We start from the raw sequence: 19700 nt of genomic DNA, 5'->3' as shown, positions 1-19700 counted from the left end.
CCGGCGCTGATCTTCGCGGCCCTAGCGTGGACGGAGCCGAATTCCAGGGGGCATCAATTGAGCAGCGACCTCGGCGGTCTCGCCGGGTGGGTCATCGGACTGATGGAGACGCTCGGGGCGCCCGGCGCGGGGCTGGCCATCGCTCTGGAGAACCTCTTCCCGCCGCTGCCCAGCGAGGCGATCCTGCCGCTCGCCGGGTTCACCGCCGCGCGGGGTGACCTGTCGCTCCTGGCGGTGCTGATCTGGACGACCGTCGGCTCGGTCGTCGGCGCGGTCGCCCTCTACGGCATCGGGGCGATGCTCGGCGAAGAGCGCATGATGCGGCTGGCGGCCAGGTTGCCGCTGATCAAGATGTCGGACATCGAGAAGACGCAGGCGTGGTTCGCCCGCCACGGCCGCAAGACCGTGTTCTTCGGGCGCATGATCCCGATCTTCCGCAGCCTCATCTCGATCCCGGCCGGGGTCACCCGCATGCCGATGGCGACGTTCCTGCTGTTCACGACGCTGGGCAGCGCCATCTGGAACACCGTCTTCGTGCTCGCGGGCTACTACCTGGGCGAGAACTGGAGCGTCGTCGAGGGCTACGCGGGCATCCTGTCGAACGTCGTCATCGTGGTGGTCGCGCTCGCCGTCGTCTGGTTCGTCGTCTCCCGGGTCAGGCGCCGCCCCCGGCGGGCCGCCGAACGCCTGTAGGTCAGGCCAGGAGCCGCAGGTTGCGTTCGGTCGGGGAGCCCGGCTCGACGTTGAAGACGCACAGAGACTGGTCGGGGTCGTCGGGCGAGCGCAGGTTCTCGTAGAAGAACTCCAGGTCGCCGGCGATCGGGTGGCGGAACCGTTTGGTGCCGTGGGTGCGGCGGAAGACGCGGTGGTCGTCCCACCAGCGCGCGAACTCGGGGGAGCGCAGGGTCAGCTCGCGGATCAGGTCGGCCAGCCGCCGGTCGCCGGGGTTGCGGCCGGCCTCCAGCCGCAGGGTCGCCACCGTCTCCAGGGCGCACTGCTCCCAGTCGACCAGCCGTTCGCGGGCCTGCGGGTCGAGGAAGCTGATCCGGGCGATGTTGCGGTGCGGCACGGGGAGGGCGTCGAAGTCGCCGATGACCGCGCGGGCCAGCCGGTTGGAGGCCAGGACGTCGGTCCGGCGGCCCATGACGTAGGCGGGCACCCGGTCGAGGTTCCGCAACATCAGGTGCAGGCCCGATCTGACCCGCTGGGGCGTGGCGGGGGTGGGAGCGGGGGTGCGGCCCAGCAGGTCGGCGAGGTGCTCCCGCTCGGCCGGATCGAGCCGCAGCGCTTCGGCCAGGGCCGCGACGACCTCGGGTGACGGGTTGCCGCCCCGGCCCTGCTCCAGCCGGGTGTAGTACTCGACGCTGACCCCGGCCAGCCGGGCGACCTCGTCGCGGCGCAGCCCGGGTACCCGGCGGATCCGCCCGTCGCCGGGCAGGCCCGCCGCGTCGGGACGGAGCCGCGCCCTCCGGCCGCGCAGGAAGTCGGCGGTCTCGTGACTGCGGTCCATCCGTCCAGTCTCACCCCGCGTCGAGGCTGCCCAGGTCGTCCAGGGTGGCCCTGCGAGTACCAGCCGGGAGAGGGCTCCCTGTACGCCGCCCGCCGCCTCCCGAGGCTGGTGAGCTGGGCCCATGTCAATCTCGATGAACCTCGACGGCCGGATCGCCGTGGTGACCGGAGCCTCCAGCGGCATCGGCGCCGCGACCGCCGAACACCTCGCCTCCCTGGGCGCCCGCGTCGCCCTGGTGGCCCGCCGGGCCGACCGGCTCGACGACCTCGCCGCCCGCATCGCCGACGGCGGCGGCCGGGCGCTGGTGCTGGCGGCCGACGTGACCGACGCGGCGGCGCTGCGGGAGGCCGCCGGCCGGGTCAGGTCGGAGTGGGGCCCGGCCGGTCTGCTCTTCAACAACGCGGGCGTGATGTTGCCCGCGCCCGTCGAACAACTGGCCGCCGACCAGTGGCGGCACCAGATCGACCTGAACGTGACCGGGCTGATGAACGCCGTCGAGGCGTTCCTGCCGCAGCTCGTCGAGTCGGCCGCCGCCAACGGGGTCGCCGACCTGGTCAACACCTCGTCGATCCTGGCGCAGAACGTCCTGCCCGGGTTCGCCGTCTACTCCGCGACCAAGGCCTACGTCACCCACCTGTCCCGGCACCTGCGCGCCGAGCTGGGCGGGAAGGACGTGCGGGTCTCGGCGATCGAGCCCGGCATCGTCGGCACCGAACTCCAGGACCACGTGACCGACCAGGGGGTGCGGGCCTGGCTGGAGGGCTCCAGGGAGGTCATGGAGTGGCTGACCCCGCAGGACGTCGCCGCGACGGTGGGCTTCCTGGCCTCGCTGCCGCCGAGGGTCAACCTGCAGCAGGTCACGATCATGCCGACCCGGCAGGCGAGCTGACGATCGCGACGGGGCAGTGGGCGTGGTGGAGCAGGCCGTGGCCGACCGAGCCGAGCACGGCCGCGCCGAAGGCGCCGAGCCCCCGTGAGCCCGCGATCACCAGGTCGGCCGCTTTCGACTCCTCGGCCAGCACGTTCACCGGGTGGCCGTAGACGCTGGCGTACTCCACCGGCACGCCGGGGTGCCGGTCGCGCCAGGCGGTGAAACGCTCCTCGACGTAACCGGTGCGCTCCTCGTACACGCAGTGGATCAGGTTGTCGTACATGGTGCCGACCGAGGAGAACGGCGGCGGTTGCCAGGAGAAGACCGCTCTGAGCGCGGCCCCGCGGCGGCGGGCCTCGGCGAAGGCGAACTCCAGCGCGACGTCGGCCTCCTCGCTGCCGTCGTAGCCCGCGAGCAGCCGCCCGTGCGCCGGCGGCGACGGCTCGCGCACCACGATGACCGGTCCGGGCGTGTGCCCGGCCAGCCCGAGGCCGACCGAGCCGAGGATCATGCCGGTGAACCCGCCGGTGCCACGGCTGCCGATCACGACCGCGTCGGCCTTGGCGGCCTCCTCCTGCAACCGGGCGACGACGCCCCCGGTCGCCAGGCCGGTGGTCACCGAGACGCCGGGCGCGCTCGCGTGGGCGCGGCGCTCGGCGGTGGCCAGGACCTCCTCGCCGTAGGTGTTCTCGACGTCGTGCAGCTGGCTGAGCCGGATGCCCGTCCAGGTCTCGCGGACGTGCACGAGCCGCAGCGAGGTGTTCCTGCGGGCGGCGTCGGCGGCCGCGTAGTCCACGGCGGCCAGCGCGGACGGGGATCCGTCGACTCCGGCGACGATCATCGTTCCTCCGTCAGGCGGATCGGGCGGGCGCCGGTCTGGACCCGGATGACCTGGTAGGGCGGTACCCGGGTGTCGATCCCGCCGTTGAACAGCGGGCTGCGCGGCAGCTGGTTCACGCTGACGTACAGGAAGCCGTCGGCCGCCAGCGCCAGGGTGTCGGGCCAGAGCAGGGCGGGCGCGTGCAGGAGCGTCGACCAGTGTCCGCCGGGGTCGCGCCGGACGACGGCGCTGTGCTCGTAGGCGGTGGCGTAGACGAACCCCTCGGCGTCGGACTCCAGGCCGTCGGAGGCGCCCTTGTCGCCCAGGTCGACGACCGTGGCCGCGACCTGGGCGTCGTCGAGGGAGCGGTCGAGCAGGGCGTCGGTCGCCACGCTGTAGAGGCGCCGGCTCGACAGCGGGCAGTAGAACAGCCGCGAGCCGTCGGCGCTCAGCGCGATGCCGTCGACGCCGACCCGGTAGCCCTCTCGAACGATCCCCTGCACGATCGCGCTGAACCCGGGCACCGCCGACGTGCTCGCGTGCCCGCGGAGCCGGGCCCAGGTCTCCCCGGAGGCGAGGTCGGCCACGATCAGCGCCCCTTCGGGCGCGCAGTCGGTCATGTACGCATACCCTCCCGGCCCCCGCGATAGGTCGAAGCGTACGTCGTTGAGGTAGGTCGTCGGGATGGCCGCCGCCGGGTCGAGCCGGATCACCCGGACCACCTGGTCGGTGGCCGGATCGACCTCGACCAGTTTCGGCCCGTCCTCCAGCCACGGCTCGAAGGCCAGGCTGCCCGTGTCGAGCAGCCACACATGCCCGGCCGGGTCGGTGATCACGCTCTGCACCGACACCAGGGTCTCCGCGGCGGCCCCCGGGCTCCACGCGTTGAACTCGGGGTCGGGATAGGGGACCGGCTCCCCCTTGACGACCTCGGCGACGGTGCAGGGCACGTCGTCCCCCCACCTCGGGAACGAGACGAACAGGCGCCCGTCGTCGGTCACGGTCACGCCAGTCGGCATCAGGTCGCCGAATTCGGCGACGGTCTCGTAGTCGGTCCCCACCCAGCTGCCGAGGGGGGAGGCGGCGGCAGAAGTCCTGGAAGACATGGTCATCCCCTTCGTTGCCGAAAGTCCTTTTAGTATCTCAAGGGGCGTTTCGCCGTCTCGGGTCAGGCCTGCACCGTCTTGACGTCAGACGTCATACGAATTAGCTTCCCCCTGACCCTGAGTGGAAGAAGGTAATGGCGTGAAGTTGTGCCGGTTGGGGAGTCCGGGAGCCGAACGGCCCTGCGTCGTCGACGCCGAGGGGAACGTCTTCGATCTGTCGTCGCTGACGGCGGACGTCGACGGCGCGTTCCTCGCCGGAGGGGGCGTCGAGCGGGTGCGTGCCGCCCTCGCGGCGGGTGACCTGCCGCGCGCCGAATCCGGCCAGCGGGTCGGCGCCCCGGTCGCGCGGCCAGGGAAGGTCGTGTGCATCGGGCTGAACTACTCCGACCACGCCGAGGAGACCGGCGCGGCCGTCCCGGCCGAGCCGGTCGTCTTCATGAAGGCGCCGGACACGGTGGTCGGGCCCGACGACGAGGTGCTGGTGCCGCGCGGCAGCGTCAAGACCGACTACGAGGTCGAGCTGGCGATCGTCATCGGCGCGACGGCCCGCTACCTCGCCTCCCCGGAGGACGCGGCCGGGGTCATCGCCGGGTACGCCGTCGTCAACGACGTCTCCGAGCGGGAGTTCCAGCTTGAGCGCGGCGGCCAGTGGGACAAGGGCAAGTCGTGCGAGACGTTCAACCCGATGGGGCCCTGGCTGGTCACGCCCGACGAGGTCGGCGACCCGCAGGCGCTCGGCCTGCGGTTGTGGGTCAACGGCGAGCTGCGGCAGAACGGCAGCACCAAGAACCAGATCTTCGGCGTCCACCACGTCGTCTGGTACCTCAGCCAGTTCATGGTGCTCGAACCGGGTGACGTGGTGAACACCGGCACCCCGGCGGGCGTCGCCCTGGGCCGGGGGGCCGACGCCTACCTGCGCGCCGGAGACGTCGTCGAGGTCGAGATCGACGGACTGGGACGCCAGCGGCAGCGGATGGGGCAGGCATGAGCGGCGACTTCGACGGCCTGGTCGCGATCGTCACCGGCGGCGCCTCCGGCATCGGCCGGGCGGTCGCCGAGGAGCTGACGGCCCGGGGCGCGAAGGTGGCGGTCCTCGACCTGGCCGGCGCCGAGTTCGTCTGCGACGTGACCGACGACGCCGCCGTGCGGCGCGCGGTCGCCGCGGTGGCCGACCGCTTCGGGCGCATCGACGTGCTGGTCAACAACGCCGGCATCGGCGCGCAGGGCACGGTCGCCGACAACGACGACGCCGAGTGGCTGCGGGTGCTGGACCTCAACGTGCTGGGCATCGTCCGGCTGAGCCGGGCCGCGCTGCCGCACCTGCGCGAGTCGCCGAGCGCGGCGATCGTGAACGTCTGCTCGATCGCGGCCACGGCCGGGCTGCCCCAGCGGGCCCTCTACTCCGCCTCCAAGGGGGCCGTGCTCGCGCTGACCCGCGCGATGGCGGCCGACCACGTCCGCGAGGGCGTCCGGGTCAACTGCGTCACGCCCGGCACCGTCGACACCCCCTGGATCGGCCGGCTGCTGGACGCCGCCCCCGACCCCGCCGCCGAGCGGGCCGCACTCCAGGCGCGGCAGCCGCACGGCCGCCTGGTCGCCGCCGAGGAGGTCGCGAACGCCGTCGCCTACCTGGCGGGACCGGCGTCGGGGTCGACGGTCGGCATCGAACTGCCCGTCGACGGCGGGATGGCCGGTCTGCGCCTGCGGCCGGCGACGTCATGAGCGGCCTGCTCGTCGACCTCGCGTACGGCACGGACGGCCTGCTGGTGGACATGCCCGCCGACCGCACCACCGTGATCACGCCGGTCGCCCGGCCGCCGGTCGCCGACGAGGCGGCCGAGGTGCGCCGGGCGCTGCGCGAACCCGTCGCGGGCCCGCCGCTGCGCGACCGGGTGAGGCGCGGCCAGACGGTGGCGATCTCGGCCTGCGACGGCACCCGGCCGCAACCCCGGCACCTGATGATCCCGGCGATCCTCGACGAGCTCGACGGGCTCGTGTCGCTCGACGACGTGGTGATCCTGGTGGCGACCGGCACCCACCGGGGCAACACCCCGGAGGAGCTGCGCGCCATGTTCGGCGACGCCGTCGTCGACTCCGTGCGGATCGTCAACCACGACTCCCGCGACGCGTCGTCGCTGCGCTGGATGGGCCGGTTCGGCAAGGACGTGCCGGTCTGGCTCAACCGCGAGTGGGCCGACGCCGACGTGCGGATCACGACGGGGTTCGTCGAGCCGCACTTCTTCGCCGGCTTCTCCGGCGGCCCCAAGCTGGTCGCCCCCGGGCTCGCCGCGCTGGAGAGCGTGCTCACCCTGCACGACGCGGCCCGCATCGGCGACCCCCGCGCGACGTGGGGCGTCACCGAGGGCAACCCCGTCCACGACGACGTCAGGGCCATCGCGGCCGGCACCGGCGTCACCTTCTCCCTCGACGTCGTGCTCAACCGGGAACAGAAGATCGTCAAGGCCTTCGGCGGCGACCTCACGCCGATGCACACCGCCGCCATGGACGCCGCCCGCGCGGCGGCGATGCGGCCCGTGCCGGCGGCCTTCGACGTCGTGGTCACCACCAACGCCGGGTTCCCGCTCGACCAGAACCTCTACCAGGCGGTGAAGGGCATGAGCGCCGCCGCGCAGATCGTGCGGCCGGGCGGCGTGGTCATCTGCGCGGCCGAGTGCCGCGACGGCTTCCCCGACCACGGCCCCTACCGCGAGACGCTGACCGGCGCGGCCTCGCCCGACGCGCTGTTCGAGGAGATCTCGGCCCGCGCCGAGACGGTGCCCGACCAGTGGCAGGTGCAGATCCAGGCGCGCATCCAGCGGCACGCGCGGGTCATCGTGCACACCTCCCACCTGAGCGACGCCGACCTGTCGGCCGCCCACCTGGAGCAGACCCACGACATCGGGGCGACGGTCCGGAGCCTGCCGGGCAGCGTGTGCGTGCTGCCCGAAGGGCCGATGACCATCCCCTACCTGGCGGGGGCGTAGCGGTGGACATCGGGTACGCGCGGGTCGACCTCGACCGGGAACGGCGCCAGGGCCTGCCCGAGATCGTCTACGGGCCGGGCAAGCGGGCCGGAGAGATCGCCGGGATCGTCGAGGTGCTGCTCGGCCGCAACGACGGCCCCGTTCTGGTGACCCGGGTCGACCCCGACGCCGCCGCCGAGGTCCGCGAGCGCGTGCCCGGCGGCCGCTACGACGAGGCGGCCCGGCTGCTGGTGTGGCGGCCGGCGCTGCTCCTCGGGCACCGGGTGGCCGTGGTCACCGCCGGCACCGCCGACGGGCCGGTGGCGGCCGAGGCGGCGGCCGTGGCGACCGCGCTCGGCCTGGAGACCACCGTGATCCGCGACGTGGGGGTGGCGGGCATCCACCGCGTCCTGGCCGTGGTGGACGACCTCCGCGAGGCCGACAGTGTGATCGTCGTCGCGGGCATGGAGGGCGCGCTGGCGAGCGTGGTCGGCGGGCTGGTGGAGACGCCGGTCGTCGCCGTGCCCACGTCCGTCGGCTACGGCGCGGCCCTGGAGGGCGTGACGGCCCTGCTGGCCATGATGACCTCGTGCGCGGCGGGCATCACCGTCGTCAACATCGACTCGGGGTTCGGCGCCGCGCTGGCCGCCTACCGGCTGACCAGGCGGCGCCCGTGATCCTCCACCTCAACCCGTTCACCGGCCTGGCCGGCGACATGCTCCTCGGGGCGTTGGTGTCGGTCGGCGCCTCCGTGGACGTCGTCCGGCAGGCCGTCGCCCGCACCGGCCTGACCGGCTGGCGGCTGGAGGCCGAGAACGTGCGCACCGGCGCGCTCATGGCGGTCCGCGTCCGCGTCGAGGTCGACGACGACGCGACCGAGCGCCCCGCCTCGGTGCTCATCGAGATGGCGGCCCGCACCGGCCTGACCGTCGCCGAACGTGCCCTGAAGGCCATCGCCGAGGTCGAGGCCGAGCTGCACGGCCTGCCGCCCGGCGACGTCCACCTGCACGAGCTCGGCGGGCACGACACGCTGGTGGACATCGTCGGCTGCGCCGCCGCGCTGGCCGACCTCGGCGTCACCCAGGTCCACTGCGCGCCGCTGCCGCTCGGCGGCGGCAGCGTCGAGACCCGCCACGGGGTGCTGCCGGTGCCCGCCCCGGCCACCCTCGCCCTGCTCCGGGGGGCCCAGGTGCGCAGCGGCGGCGAGCACGAGGCGGTCACCCCCACCGGGGCCGCCCTGCTGCGCGCCGCCGGCACGGTCTACGGCGGGGTGCCGCCCATGGAGGTGCGCGCCACCGGCTACGGCGCGGGCACCCGGCGGCTGCCCGACCGGCCCAACGTCGTCGTCGCCACCCTCGGCGTCCCGCTCACGCGGGAGGACCGGCAGATCGTCCTGTCGACCAACCTCGACGACGTCACCGGGGAACTGCTCGGGCACGTCATCGCGCGCATGCTGGCGGCCGGGGCCGCCGACGCGTGGATCACGCCGGCGGTGATGAAGAAGGGCCGCCCGGCGCACGTCCTGCACGTGCTCACACCCGCCGACCTGGCCGACCAGCTGGAGAACCTGATCTTCGCGGAGACCGGCACGCTCGGGCTGCGCCGCAGCCAGGTCGACAAGGTCACCGTCCCCCGGGTCATCCGGACGGTCGAGCTGTACGGCCGGACCGTGCGGATGAAGGAGGGGCCGTGGGGCGTCAAACCCGAATACGACGACCTCGCCCGCCTGGCCGCCTCGACGGGCAAGTCGCTCGGCACGCTCACCCGGGAGGCCCTCGACGCCCTGTGATCTCAGCCGCGCCGTGCCGCCGCCAGGATCAGGTAGGCGCTCGCCGTCCACGTGTACGCGCGGTCGCGCAGCCCCTGGCCGGTGCGCGCGTCGAAGTTCTCGGCGAAGCCCGACTTCTCGCACAGGCGGCGGAACCGGTCGCTGATCTCGTCGGCGAGGCCGACGTGCCCGGCGCGGCGCAGCCCGTCCTCGATCAGGATCGTCGAGGGCGCCCAGATGGGGCCGCGCCAGTAGCCGTCGTCCAGGTAGTGCGGCGACGACGGCAGCTCGGTGGCCGGCCCGAACTCGGTCAGGTGCCGTTCGATCCGCCCGGCGAGCACGGTGCTCACCTCGGCGGGCAGCTCCTCGCCGAGCACGATGGGCATCAGGTCGAGCAGGCTGTCGCTCGACCACGTCCGGCCGGTGAGCGCGCCGCGGGCGACGAACCGGTCGCCCGTCCACAACTCGGTCAGCAGCGCGTTCTTCATGCGGTCGGCGGCGGCGCTCCAGCGGGCCGCCTCCTCCGGGCCGGGCGCGCAGCGGGCCAGCTCGCGCATCTGGAGCACGAGGAAGGCGGCCAGGTCGGCCGTCTCGACGACGCGCTCGGGGTCGAAGGTGGTGGCGTTGTCCCAGCCGCTGTCGTTGCCGTGCTGGTAGTAGGCCAGTTCGTGGCCGGGGATCCGCCGGGCGGTCAGCCAGAAGTCCGTCCACCGCTCCAGCAGCCGGTACGTCTCCTCGGGCTCGGGCCGCCACGGCAGGCGGCCCAGGGCCCAGCCGTGGATGGGCGGTTTGACGAAGTTGTAGAGGATCTCGGAGTGCGTCACGGAGTCGGGCAGCGCGCCCGCGCCGTCCTGGTGGTCGAAGGGCAGCCGGAACTGGTGCCAGGCCAGCTCGGGCAGCCCCTCGCCCAGGGCCAGGGCGTTGAAGCAGTGGTCCCAGCTCCACACCTTGTCCATCCAGTGCTTGGACATCAGCACCCCCGGACGGGTGACGAACCCCGCCGGGCGGACCGTCGCCGACCACAACACGTACACCGCCAGTTCGGCGGCCGGGGTCGTGCCGTCGCGCCAGGGGGCCACCGCCGCCGCGAACGCGTCGAACTCGGCGCGGGCCGCCTTGACCACCTGCTCGAACGTGTCGGCCTCGACGTAGGGGGCGCGGGCGGTCTCGTACTCCTCGACGGCGACCTCCCAGTCGCCCGTCAGGGTGACCCCGCGCTCCGCGCCGCCGAGCGCCTGCGTGCCCATGGGTTCGGCCGCGCCGCGCAGCACGGTGATCCGGTAGCGGCGGCCGGTCTGGTAGAGGGTGAACACGTACGACCCGTCGGACGGCTCGCGGTAGAAGTAGGGCCCGCTGAACGGGGTGAGCACGGGGTCGGCCGCCACCAGGCCCAGGTCGAGGCCCCGGCCCCGGATGCGCACCGTGTCGGGGTTCTCGTAGGCGAGCTCGATCCGGTCGTCGCCGCGCTCCCAGAGGAGCTGCTGCGGCGTGGCGGTCAGCGCCGCCCCCGGGTCGACCTCGAGGCGCAGGACGGCGTGCATCCCGGTCTGGTGCGAGACCAGGTGCACCTGGTCGGCGTACGTCTTCTCGGCGATCACCGGGGAGAAGCCGAACCAGGAGCCGCGATGGCTGAACGGGATGTCCCGTAGGGAGAACACGGAGGGGTGGCCCTTCTCCTAGAGGTCAGTCCTTCACGGCGCCGGCGGTGACCCCGGCGGCGACGTAACGCTGGGCGATGACGAGCAGCACGGCCGCCGGGATCGACGCCACCACGGCGGTGGCCATGATGGCGTTCCACTCCTGGTTGTTGTGGCCGATGTAGTGGTAGATGCCGAGGGTGATCGGCTGGTGGTCGCCGCCCTGGTCGAGGGTCGAGGCGAAGACGAAGTCCGACCAGGCCCACAGGAAGGCGAACAGCGAGACGGTGACGAGGGCGTTGCGGCTGAGCGGCAGCACGATCGACCAGAAGGTGCGCACCGTCCCGGCGCCGTCGACCCGGGCCGCCTGCAGCAGCTCCTCGGGCAGGCCCGACATGAACGCGGTCAGCACGAGCACCGCGAACGGCACGGCCAGCGTCGAGTCGGCCACGATGAGGCCTGGCACGGTGTTGAGCACCCCGGCCGACAGGAAGACGGCGTAGAAGCCCATCGCCATGATGATCCCGGGGATCATCTGCGCGATCAGCAGCAGGAAGCTGAGCACCCCGCCGCCCCTCGGCCGCAGCTTGGCCAGGGCGTACGCCGCCGGCGCCGCGACGACCACCGTCAGCACCACCGTGCCGAGCCCGATGACCAGGCTCGTGCCGAGGTAGGGCAGCTGCTTGTCGAGCACCGCCCGGTAGCCCTCCAGCGTGCCGTCGACGGGGAACCAGTGCGGCGGGCTGCGGCGCATGTTCTCGTCGCGGGTGAACGAGACGTTGACCATCCAGTAGACCGGGAACAGCATCACGGCGGTCAGGGCCAGCCCGATCGCGGTCTTCACCCGTCTCATCACGGCACCCGCCGGTGCAGCGTGCGGACGTACACGAGACCGAACACCAGCGCCGCCACGATCAGCAGGTTGCCCACCGCCGCGCCCGGCCCGAACGACGGGACGAGGTTGCCGAAGCCCAGCCGGTAGGACCAGGTCGCGAAGGTGGTGGACGACCCGCTCGGGCCGCCCCTGGTCATGATCCAGATGATGTCGAACACCTTCAGCGTGTAGACGAGGCCGAGGAGCAGGGTGATCGCCGACACCGGCCGCAGCAGCGGGAAGGTGATGCGCCAGAAGCGCTGCCGCCGGTTCGCGCCGTCGAGGGCGGCGGCCTCGTACACGCTCGCCGGGATCGCCTGGAGGCCGGAGTAGAGCACCACCAGGTTGAACGGGACGCCGATCCAGATGTTGGCGATCGTCACCGACCAGAGCGACCAGTCGGGCGAGGTCAGCCAGTTCACCGGCCCGAGCCCCACCACGCCCAGCGCCGCGTTGACCACGCCCGACTCGCTGTTCAGCAACCACGTCCACGTCGAGGCCGACACGATCAGCGGCAGCAGCCAGGGCACCAGGAACAGCGCCCGCAGCGTCGCCGACAGCGGGAAGTTCCGCACGAAGAACAGCGCCAGGGCGAGCCCGATCGTGAACTGGAACACCAGCGAGACGACCGTGAAGACGACGGTGTGCCACAGGGCCGGGCCGAACGCCGGGTCGTCGAACACCTTGAGGTAGTTGTCGAACCCGGCGAACGGCGCGTCGCCCCGCACGAACGAGCGCACGGTGTAGTTCCGCAGGCTCAGCTCGACGTTGCGGTAAAGCGGATAGGCGTAGAAGACCACCAGGTAGACGACGACCGGGGCGAGGAACGCCCAGGCCGCCCACTGCCCTGATCCGAGGCGGACCCTCACTGCGTGGCGCTCGCCGCCGCGGTCTGGGCCTCGGTCATGGCCTCCTGCGGGGGCTTCGAGGAGCTCAGCGCCGCCTGGACGGCCCCCCATATCGGCTCGGAGATCTTCGGATACTTGGTGCCCAGGTCGTCGCCGGTCCGGCCCTTGGCGACCTTGACGGCCTCGACCCACACGCCGAGCTTGGCGTCGGCCGCGACCTGCTGCTGCTGCACGGAGTCGGTCGGGGCGATGTAGGACAACGTGGTGGTCGTCTTGAGCGAGTTCTCGCCGTTGGTCAGGCAGGCGACCAGCTGCTGGGAGGCGGCGTACCGGCCGGTGTCCTGCTGGACGGGGATGGAGACGAACTCCCCGCCGGTGGGCGCCGGGGCCGGGCCGCCGGCCTTGGCCGGGATCGGGATGACGCCGTAGGGGAAGCCGGCCTTCTCGGCGTTGGCGAGCTGCCAGGTGCCGTTCTCGGCGAAGGCGTACTCGCCGGTGGCGAACTCCTGCCAGCTGGTGGTCTGGGTGTTGTTGATGACCGAGTTGGGGGCGTACCCCTTCTTCAGCCAGTCGGTCCAGAGCGTCACCGCCGCGACGCCCTCGGGGGAGTCGAGCTTGGTGAGGTTCGCGCCGGAGCCCCAGAACCAGGGGAGGAACTGGAAGCTGCCCTCCTCGGTGCCGATCGCGGAGAACGTGATGCCCTTGCCGCCGGACTTCGTCACCTTCTCCAGCGCGGCGGTGAGCGCGGCCCAGTCGGTGACCGACGCCGGGTCGACGCCCGCCTTGTCGAGCACGTCCTTGTTGTAGTAGAGCGCCAGGGTGTTGGCGCCGATCGGGACGCCGAACGTCTCGCCGCCGCTCTGGCCGGCTCCCAGCAGGTTGGGGGAGACGGCCGAGACGTCGAGCTTGTTCTCCGCGGTCGTCGTCAGCACGCCGGCCTCGGCCAGCGTGGAGACGACCGGGTTGTCGACGATCAGCACGTCGGGCGCATTGCCCTGCTGCGCGGCCAGCAGCACCTTGTTGGTCAGGTCGCTGGTGTCGTAGCCGGTGCGCTCCACCGTGACGCCGGCCTGGGTGCCGCACGCCTCCAGCAGGCGCACCCATTCGGAGCTGCCGTCGTACTGCGGATAGGGGTCCCAGATCGTGTAGGCCGACGGGGCGGCCGCGGACGCCGGGGCCTCCTCGACGGCGGAAGGGGCGGAGGGGGTGGAGCAGGCGGCCAGCAGGGCCAGTCCGAGGCCGGTGGCGATACGGCCGGACGCGGAAGATCTCATCGGGGGTGACCTCCCTCGGTCGAACCGATTCGACGAATCGGTTCGACCGAAGATAAGCGTGTTGCCCGTGGACGTCAATGGGGTCCTCGCTGATGAATTGTGGAACGATTCGACTACGATGCTCGGGTGAACATCGGGGAGATCGCCAAGAGGGCGGGAGTGTCCCGCAGCACCGTGTCCTACGCGCTCACCGGCCGCCGCCCGGTCTCACCGGAGACCAAACAGCGCATCCTGGCGGTGATCGACGAACTGGGCTACCGCCCCAACGCGGCGGCCCGTGCCCTCAAGGAGGGCCGCACCCGCACGATCGGCCTCGTCATCCCGCCCGCCAGCACCCGGCTGACCGACATGCAGCTCGGCTTCGTCGCCAGCGTCGTCGACGCCGCCGCGCGGGCCGACCTCGACGTGCTGCTGTCGCCCTCGGGAGGCGAGCACGACCGCTCCTTCGAGCGCGTCGTCACCGGTCAGCGGGTCGACGGCGTGATCGTCATGGAGATACGGCTCGAAGACGACCGGGTCGCCCGGCTGATGGCCAGCGGCCTGCCCTTCGTCGGCATCGGCCGCACCCGCGACCCGGCCGGCATGTCCTGGGTCGACATCGACTACGAGACGCTCATCGCCCGCTGCGTCCACCACCTCGCCGACCTCGGCCACCGCGACATCGCCCTGGTCAACCGCAGCGCCGAACTGGTGGCCGCCGGATACGGGCCGGGGCACCGGGCGCGGGCCGGGTTCGACCGCGCGGTCGCCGACCGCGGCCTGCGCGGCGTGGCCGTCTGCTGCGCCGACGACGCCCAGGCCGGTCAGGCCTGCACCGAGCACCTGCTCGCGGAGCACCCCGAGCTGACCGCCATCGCCACCGTGAACGAGGCGGCCGCCGCCGGGGTCTACCACGCGCTGGCCCGGAGCGGCCGCGAGGTGCCGCGCGACTTCTCGATCGTGGGCGTCGCGGCCCGCCACTGGGCCGAGAACCTCCACCCGCCGCTCACCGCGGCCGACGTGCCCGCCGTCGAGCTGGGCGCGCAGGCCGTCGACCTGCTGCTCGGGCGCATCGCCGACCCGTCGGCGGCCCACCGCCACCTGCTGGTCGCCCCGCCGATCTCGCTGCGCGCCACGACGGGACCGGCCCCGGCGTAGCCGCGAATCGATTCGTTTCACAAGCCCGTCACTCCGTTGACATGGCGTCGTAACCGGACCTAATCTGCGGTCGAATCGATTCGCTACCCACCCCCCGCGTGAGATCACCTCGCCTCCAGGAGTAGCCCGATGCGTACCCGATTGAGATCCGTGGTCGCCGCCTGCGCACTCGCCGCGACCGCTCTGGTCGTGCCCGCCGCCCCGGCCTTCGCGGCCGACGAGGCCATCACCGTCAACTTCGCCACCACGGGCGCGAGCCCTGCCTACCGTGCGTCCGGCTGGATCTACGGCATGACCGAGAACGGCACCGGCCCGGCCGACCACTTCTACCGCGACGTCAAGTTCCGCTACATGCGGGCCGGCGGCGCCCAGCTCCCGAACGGCGGCTGGGTGTCGGGCGGGTACGACCGGCGGTGGAACTCCACCGTGGCCCAGGCCCGCCGCACCATCGCCCTCGGCGGCCAGTTCATCCTGCTCCCGCACGACCTGTGGGGCGCCGACGGCGCGGGCATCTCCCGCTTCCCCGGCGACAACGGCGACTGGACCGACTACGACAACTTCCTGACGCGCGTCATCAACGACGTGCGCGCCGCGGGCATCACCGTCCAGTGGGACCTGTGGAACGAGCCGAACATCACCCTGTTCTGGAACCGCCCGCAGTCCCAGTACCTCGAACTGTGGCGCCGCAGCTACCAGCGGGTGCGCGCCGCGTTCCCCGACCACCTGATCGTCGGGCCGAGCTGCGCGTGCGTGCCCTCCACCTCCCACTCCTTCTGGAACGCCTACCTCGACTTCATCAAGGCCAACAACGTGGTGCCGGACATCATCAGCTGGCACTCGCTGCCGGGCGACCCGGTCGCGAACGTGGCCGCCGCCAACACCACCCTGAACTCGCGCGGCATCGCGCACCCGAGGCCCTACCAGATCAACGAGTACGGGGCCCCCGACGAGCAGAACCCCGCCGACGGCGCCTGGTACATCTCCCGCCTGGAACGCGCGGGGGCCGACGGCCTGCGCGCCCACTGGGGCGGCGGCGGCAACCTGCACAACGACGCCGCCAACCTGCTGATCCGCAACAGCGCCGGGCAGCACCAGCCCAAGGGCGAGTGGTGGGTCTACCGCTTCTACGCCTCCCAGACCGGCCAGACCGTGGCGGTCACCCCGAGCAACTCCTACGACGCGTTCGCGACGAAGGACACCGGGTCGGCCCGGGTGCTCGTCGGCGGCGGCCGCACCACCGGCAACCTCGCCGTCAACCTCCAGCGGCTCGACACCACGAGCGGCATCGTGCAGAACAACCAGGTGCGGGCGATCGTGCAGCGCATCCCGAACAACAGCGGCGGCGCCGTGCAGGGGCCGATCACGATCTCGAACTCGGTCGTCACGCTGTCGAACAACGCGGTCACGCTCAACCTGCCCAACAACGCCATCTCCGACGCGCTGACCGTCACCCTCGTGCCGCCGTCGGACGGGAGCTTCACCTCGGTCGCCGTGGCGCAGCACTCCCAGCAGTGCCTCGACAACCCGAACTCCTCGACCGCCAACGGCACCGCCCAGCAGCAGTTCTACTGCGAGGGCGGCGACCAGCAGTTGTGGAACTTCGTCCCGGTGAGCGGCGTCTCGAACACCTTCACCGTCGTCAACCGGCAGAGCGGCAAGTGCCTCGACGTCAACGGGGTCTCCACCGCCGACGGCGCGGCGGTCATCCAGTGGACGTGCAACAGCGGTTCCCAGAACCAGCAGTTCACGCTCCGCAAGGTGACCTACAGCGGCAACGACTCCCACGACTACCAGCTCATCGCCCGGCACAGCGGCAAGTGCGTGGACGTGAGCACCATCTCCACCGCACCCCGTGCGGCCGTCCACCAGTGGACGTGCATCGCGGCGGGGCAGGGCAGTCCGCTGAACCAGACCTGGCGACTCTGGGGACGCTGACCGTCCGGCGCGAGGCCCTGCCACCCCGGGGGCGGCAGGGCCTCGTCGCGTCATGCGGAGACGATCGTCCACTGGTTGTTGGTGTTGGTGTTGGGCGCCCACATGCACACGGTCGAGCCCGAGGTGGCGTTGCCCATGCCGTCGAGGGAGGTCCCGGTGCCGCGGTTGATGATCTGGTAACGCCCGTTGCCGACGTCGTTGAGCCGCCACTGCTGGTTGTTGCCGCCGTTCCACGCCGACTGGCGGGCGTTGGCGCCGTTGGCGGTGTTGCCCCAGCTGTCGATCACCATGCCGTTGGTGCGGTTGACGATCCGGTACCAGCCGCTGCCCAGGTCGACCAGCTGCCACTGCAGGTTGGTCGAACTGCCGGACGTCCACTGCTTGACGACCGAGCCGGAGGCCACGTTGCCGCCGCTGTCGAGCACGAGCCCGGTGGTGCCGTTGACGATCCGCACCCAGGAGGTGGGTTGCTGCGGGGTGCCGGTCCCGGTCAGCCGGTAGGTGCGGCCCGCCTGCCCGGTGAAGGAGACCAGGTCGGATTCGGGCTTGGTGAAGGTGACCGCGGCGCCGCTGTCGGTGACTTCGACGGTGCCGGTGAAGACGGCGTTGCGCACCCGGACGGTCCCGGCCCGGTCGAACCGCACCAGGATCTCGGTGGCGCGGCCCGAGCTCCAGGTGGTGGAGACGGTGTAGCCGCCGCGTCCGCGCAGGCCGGTGACCTTGCCGGCGGCCCAGGCCGAGGGCAGTGCGGGCAGGATGTGCAGCTCGCCGTTGTGGCTGTGCAGCAGCATCTCGGCGATGCCGGAGGTGGCGCCGAAGTTGCCGTCGATCTGGAAGGGCGGGTGCAGGTCGAACATGTTCGGCGCGAGCCGGGAGGTGGTGACCAGCAGCCGCAGCAGGGTGAGGGCGCGGGCGCCCTCTTCCAGCCGCGCCCAGTAGTTGATCTTCCAGGCGAGCGACCAGCCCGTCCCGTCGTCACCTCGCAACTCCAGCGTCCGGCGGGCGGCGGTGTAGAGGCTCGGGGTGCCGCGCCGGGTGATCTGGTTGCTCGGGTGCAGGCCGTAGAGGTGGGAGACGTGCCGGTGGTTGGTCTCGGGCTCGATCCAGTCGTACAACCACTCCTGGATGTTGCCGCGTGACCCCGTCTTCATCGGGGCCAGCCGGTCGCGGGCGGCCAGGACCTGGGTGCGGAAGGAGGAGTCCACGCTGAGGGTCTGGGCGGCCTGGGCGACGCCGTTGAACAGGTCGCGCAGGATCTGGTTGTCCATGGTCGGGCCCGCGCAGACGCTGACGCCGTTGTGGTGCCCGAGTTCGGGGCTGTTGGACGGGTTGGTGACGAGGTAGCCGAGGCTGGGTTCGGTGACGAGGGTGTCGAGGAAGAACTGCGCCGCGCCCTTCATGGCGGGGTAGTAGGTGCGCAGGAAGTCCAGGTCGCCGGTGAAGGTGTAGTGCTCCCAGATGAGGGTGGCCAGCCAGGCGCCGCCGGTCTGCCACATGCCCCAGAAGGCGCCGTCGACGACTGAGGTGGCACGCCAGGCGTCGGTGTTGTGGTGGGTGACCCAGCCGCCGGCGTTGTACTGCGCCTGGGCGGTGCGGGCGCCGGTGACGGTCAGGTCGCTGATCATCTTGAACACCGGGTCGAAACATTCGGCCAGGTTCGTGGTGTTCGCGTGCCAGTAGTTCATCGGCAGGTTGGCGTTGATCGTGTACTTGGAGTCCCACGCCGGGCTGAGGGAGTCGTTCCAGATGCCCTGCAGGTTGGCCGGCTGAGTGCCGGGGCGGGAGGAGGAGATGAGCAGGTAGCGCCCGTATTGGAACAACAACGCGGCGAACTGCGGGTCGTTGACGCTGTTGTGCTGCGCGATGCGCACGTCGGTGGGCTGGTCGGCGGCCGAGGTCCGGCCCAGGTCGAGCGTGGTGCGGTTGAACAGGGTCTGGTAGTCGGCCACGTGACGGCTGCGCAGATCGCTGAACGACCGCTGGGCGGCGGCCGACAGGTGACCGCGGGCGATGCCCTGGTAGTCGCCGCTGACGTCACGGTAGTTCTTGTAGCTCGACCCGATCGAGATCAGCACGGTCACGCTGGTCGCGCCGGTCACCTGGAGGGTGCCGCCCGAGCTGCTGACGCTGCCGCCGTCGGCGATGGCACGGGCCAGGCCGAGGAAGCGGACCTGGCCCGAGATGCCCTCGAAGTTGCCCGAGACGCCGTCGAGGGCGACGGTCGTGCCGTCGGGGCTCGACCGCGTCGTGCGCTGCGGGCTGTCGAACGTGGCCGAGAACGTGATCGCGTTCGACCGGTCGGCGGTCAGCCGGATCACGATGACCTGGTCGGGCGCGCTGGCCAGGATCTCGCGTTTGAACCGGGTGCCGTTCTGGGCGTACGTGGTCACGGTGGTGGCCGTGGTCAGGTCGAGGTAGCGGTTGTACTCCGAGATCCCGCTGGAGCCGCCGCTGAACGTGAGCCGGAAGTTGCCGACGGTCTGGTAGGCGAGCTGGCCCGCCGGGCCGCCCAGCATGGTCTGGTCGATCAGGCTCTGCGCCTGGCTCCACTGGTTCTGGAAGACCAGGTTCCGGATCTGGCCCAGCGAGTTCGCGTTCCGGCCGCTGCTCTGGTCGTAAGGCCCGCCGGCCCAGACGGTGTCCTCGTTGAGCTGGAGGCGCTCGACGTCGGCGTTGCCGTAGACCATCGCGCCCAGCCGGCCGTTGCCGATCGGCAGGGCGCGCAACCAATCGGTGCCGGCGCTCTCGTCGTACCACAAGGCCAGGTCGCCGGCCTCCGCCGGCGGGGCCGCGGCGGCGCGGGCGACCGCCGTCCACTGCAGGGGCAGGATCGCGGCGCCGGCTCCGGCGGCGCCGAATCTCAGCATCTGCCTGCGGGATAAGTCAGACATCTCTCGGTACTCCCTTGCCAGGGGGTCAGGTGACCGTCAGGTTACAAACATGGGATTAATAGGGTC

The 19700-nt window shown here is 71.9% G+C and carries 17 protein-coding genes; 9 read left to right on the top strand and 8 right to left on the bottom strand.

Annotated elements, in window-relative coordinates; all coding sequences use genetic code 11:
• The first annotated feature begins 102 nt into the window (after positions 1 to 102).
• Positions 103 to 693 (top strand): DedA family protein, encoded by a 591-nt coding sequence (locus AW274_RS01520; protein WP_083973870.1) that lies wholly within the window; start codon positions 103 to 105, stop codon positions 691 to 693.
• A 1-nt stretch (position 694) separates the two neighbouring features.
• Here the strand turns inward: AW274_RS01520 and AW274_RS01515 are convergent, their stop codons facing one another.
• Positions 695 to 1510 carry a helix-turn-helix transcriptional regulator gene (locus AW274_RS01515; RefSeq protein WP_062428558.1) on the bottom strand — a complete coding sequence of 272 codons (816 nt, stop codon included), beginning with the start codon at positions 1508 to 1510 and terminating at the stop codon, positions 695 to 697.
• A 121-nt stretch (positions 1511 to 1631) separates the two neighbouring features.
• Between AW274_RS01515 and AW274_RS01510 the strand changes: the two genes are divergently transcribed.
• Entirely contained in the window at positions 1632 to 2399 is a 768-nt protein-coding gene (locus AW274_RS01510) for an SDR family oxidoreductase (RefSeq protein ID WP_062428557.1), read from the top strand.
• Here AW274_RS01510 and AW274_RS01505 read toward each other — a convergent pair.
• On the bottom strand, positions 2374 to 3222 hold the full coding sequence (locus AW274_RS01505) for a universal stress protein (protein WP_062428556.1): 849 nt from the start codon (positions 3220 to 3222) through the stop codon (positions 2374 to 2376). The genes AW274_RS01510 and AW274_RS01505 overlap by 26 nt on opposite strands.
• Positions 3219 to 4307, bottom strand: coding sequence for an L-dopachrome tautomerase-related protein (locus tag AW274_RS01500; RefSeq protein ID WP_157519712.1), 1089 nt, complete (start codon positions 4305 to 4307; stop codon positions 3219 to 3221). Before AW274_RS01500 ends, AW274_RS01505 begins: the two co-directional genes overlap by 4 nt.
• A 139-nt stretch (positions 4308 to 4446) precedes the next feature.
• Here AW274_RS01500 and AW274_RS01495 point away from each other — a divergent pair, with 139 nt between their 5' ends.
• The 5 genes from AW274_RS01495 to larC are packed head-to-tail and all read left to right on the top strand — an operon-like array spanning position 4447 to position 9059.
• Positions 4447 to 5295, top strand: a complete 849-nt coding sequence (locus AW274_RS01495; RefSeq protein WP_062428552.1) for a fumarylacetoacetate hydrolase family protein — start codon at positions 4447 to 4449, stop codon at positions 5293 to 5295.
• Positions 5292 to 6029, top strand: coding sequence for an SDR family NAD(P)-dependent oxidoreductase (locus tag AW274_RS01490; protein WP_062428551.1), 738 nt, complete (start codon positions 5292 to 5294; stop codon positions 6027 to 6029). Before AW274_RS01495 ends, AW274_RS01490 begins: the two co-directional genes overlap by 4 nt.
• Positions 6026 to 7291, top strand: a complete 1266-nt coding sequence (gene larA / locus AW274_RS01485) for a nickel-dependent lactate racemase (protein ID WP_062428549.1) — start codon at positions 6026 to 6028, stop codon at positions 7289 to 7291. Before AW274_RS01490 ends, larA begins: the two co-directional genes overlap by 4 nt.
• Positions 7292 to 7293: 2 nt before the next feature.
• Positions 7294 to 7947, top strand: a complete 654-nt coding sequence (gene larB, locus AW274_RS01480; RefSeq protein WP_062428547.1) for a nickel pincer cofactor biosynthesis protein LarB — start codon at positions 7294 to 7296, stop codon at positions 7945 to 7947.
• The gene (larC, locus tag AW274_RS01475; RefSeq protein ID WP_083973765.1) at positions 7944 to 9059 is read left to right on the top strand and encodes a nickel pincer cofactor biosynthesis protein LarC; all 1116 of its coding nucleotides are present in this window, start codon (positions 7944 to 7946) and stop codon (positions 9057 to 9059) included. Before larB ends, larC begins: the two co-directional genes overlap by 4 nt.
• A gap of 2 nt (positions 9060 to 9061) precedes the next feature.
• On the opposite strand, the gene AW274_RS01470 is transcribed toward larC, so the two are convergent.
• Genes AW274_RS01470 through AW274_RS01455 form a run of 4 tightly spaced genes read right to left on the bottom strand, consistent with a single transcriptional unit; the run spans position 9062 to position 13671 of the window.
• On the bottom strand, positions 9062 to 10696 hold the full coding sequence (locus AW274_RS01470; protein WP_062428545.1) for an amylo-alpha-1,6-glucosidase: 1635 nt from the start codon (positions 10694 to 10696) through the stop codon (positions 9062 to 9064).
• A gap of 25 nt (positions 10697 to 10721) precedes the next feature.
• The gene (locus AW274_RS01465) at positions 10722 to 11528 is read right to left on the bottom strand and encodes a carbohydrate ABC transporter permease (protein WP_062428543.1); all 807 of its coding nucleotides are present in this window, start codon (positions 11526 to 11528) and stop codon (positions 10722 to 10724) included.
• Positions 11528 to 12418: a carbohydrate ABC transporter permease gene (locus AW274_RS01460; protein WP_062428541.1), complete on the bottom strand. Its 891-nt coding sequence runs from the start codon at positions 12416 to 12418 to the stop codon at positions 11528 to 11530. The genes AW274_RS01465 and AW274_RS01460 overlap by 1 nt, the downstream gene beginning before the upstream one ends.
• Positions 12415 to 13671, bottom strand: a complete 1257-nt coding sequence (locus AW274_RS01455) for a sugar ABC transporter substrate-binding protein (protein WP_062428539.1) — start codon at positions 13669 to 13671, stop codon at positions 12415 to 12417. Before AW274_RS01455 ends, AW274_RS01460 begins: the two co-directional genes overlap by 4 nt.
• Positions 13672 to 13797: 126 nt before the next feature.
• On the opposite strand from AW274_RS01455, the gene AW274_RS01450 reads away from it, so the two are divergent.
• Positions 13798 to 14808 (top strand): LacI family DNA-binding transcriptional regulator, encoded by a 1011-nt coding sequence (locus AW274_RS01450; protein ID WP_062428537.1) that lies wholly within the window; start codon positions 13798 to 13800, stop codon positions 14806 to 14808.
• Positions 14809 to 14937: 129 nt separating this feature from the next.
• Complete coding sequence (locus AW274_RS01445) at positions 14938 to 16743, top strand: RICIN domain-containing protein (protein WP_062428535.1); 1806 nt, start codon at positions 14938 to 14940, stop codon at positions 16741 to 16743.
• A 50-nt stretch (positions 16744 to 16793) separates the two neighbouring features.
• Here the strand turns inward: AW274_RS01445 and AW274_RS01440 are convergent, their stop codons facing one another.
• Positions 16794 to 19634, bottom strand: coding sequence for a glycosyl hydrolase family 95 catalytic domain-containing protein (locus AW274_RS01440; RefSeq protein ID WP_062428534.1), 2841 nt, complete (start codon positions 19632 to 19634; stop codon positions 16794 to 16796).
• Positions 19635 to 19700 lie beyond the last annotated feature (66 nt).

Source organism: Herbidospora daliensis (genome assembly GCF_001570585.1).
Lineage (GTDB): Bacteria > Actinomycetota > Actinomycetes > Streptosporangiales > Streptosporangiaceae > Herbidospora > Herbidospora daliensis.
This window is presented reverse-complemented; position numbering and strand designations above follow the sequence as displayed.

Excerpts from the sequence above, each read along its gene's own strand:
- AW274_RS01520 (WP_083973870.1), top strand. The coding sequence starts at position 103 with ATGGAGACGCTCGGGGCGCCCGGCGCGGGGCTGGCCATCGCTCTGGAG.
- AW274_RS01515 (WP_062428558.1), bottom strand. The coding sequence starts at position 1,510 with ATGGACCGCAGTCACGAGACCGCCGACTTCCTGCGCGGCCGGAGGGCG.
- AW274_RS01510 (WP_062428557.1), top strand. The coding sequence starts at position 1,632 with ATGTCAATCTCGATGAACCTCGACGGCCGGATCGCCGTGGTGACCGGA.
- AW274_RS01505 (WP_062428556.1), bottom strand. The coding sequence starts at position 3,222 with ATGATCGTCGCCGGAGTCGACGGATCCCCGTCCGCGCTGGCCGCCGTG.
- AW274_RS01500 (WP_157519712.1), bottom strand. The coding sequence starts at position 4,307 with ATGTCTTCCAGGACTTCTGCCGCCGCCTCCCCCCTCGGCAGCTGGGTG.
- AW274_RS01490 (WP_062428551.1), top strand. The coding sequence starts at position 5,292 with ATGAGCGGCGACTTCGACGGCCTGGTCGCGATCGTCACCGGCGGCGCC.
- larA (WP_062428549.1), top strand. The coding sequence starts at position 6,026 with ATGAGCGGCCTGCTCGTCGACCTCGCGTACGGCACGGACGGCCTGCTG.
- AW274_RS01465 (WP_062428543.1), bottom strand. The coding sequence starts at position 11,528 with ATGAGACGGGTGAAGACCGCGATCGGGCTGGCCCTGACCGCCGTGATG.
- AW274_RS01455 (WP_062428539.1), bottom strand. The coding sequence starts at position 13,671 with ATGAGATCTTCCGCGTCCGGCCGTATCGCCACCGGCCTCGGACTGGCC.
- AW274_RS01445 (WP_062428535.1), top strand. The coding sequence starts at position 14,938 with ATGCGTACCCGATTGAGATCCGTGGTCGCCGCCTGCGCACTCGCCGCG.
- AW274_RS01440 (WP_062428534.1), bottom strand. The coding sequence starts at position 19,634 with ATGTCTGACTTATCCCGCAGGCAGATGCTGAGATTCGGCGCCGCCGGA.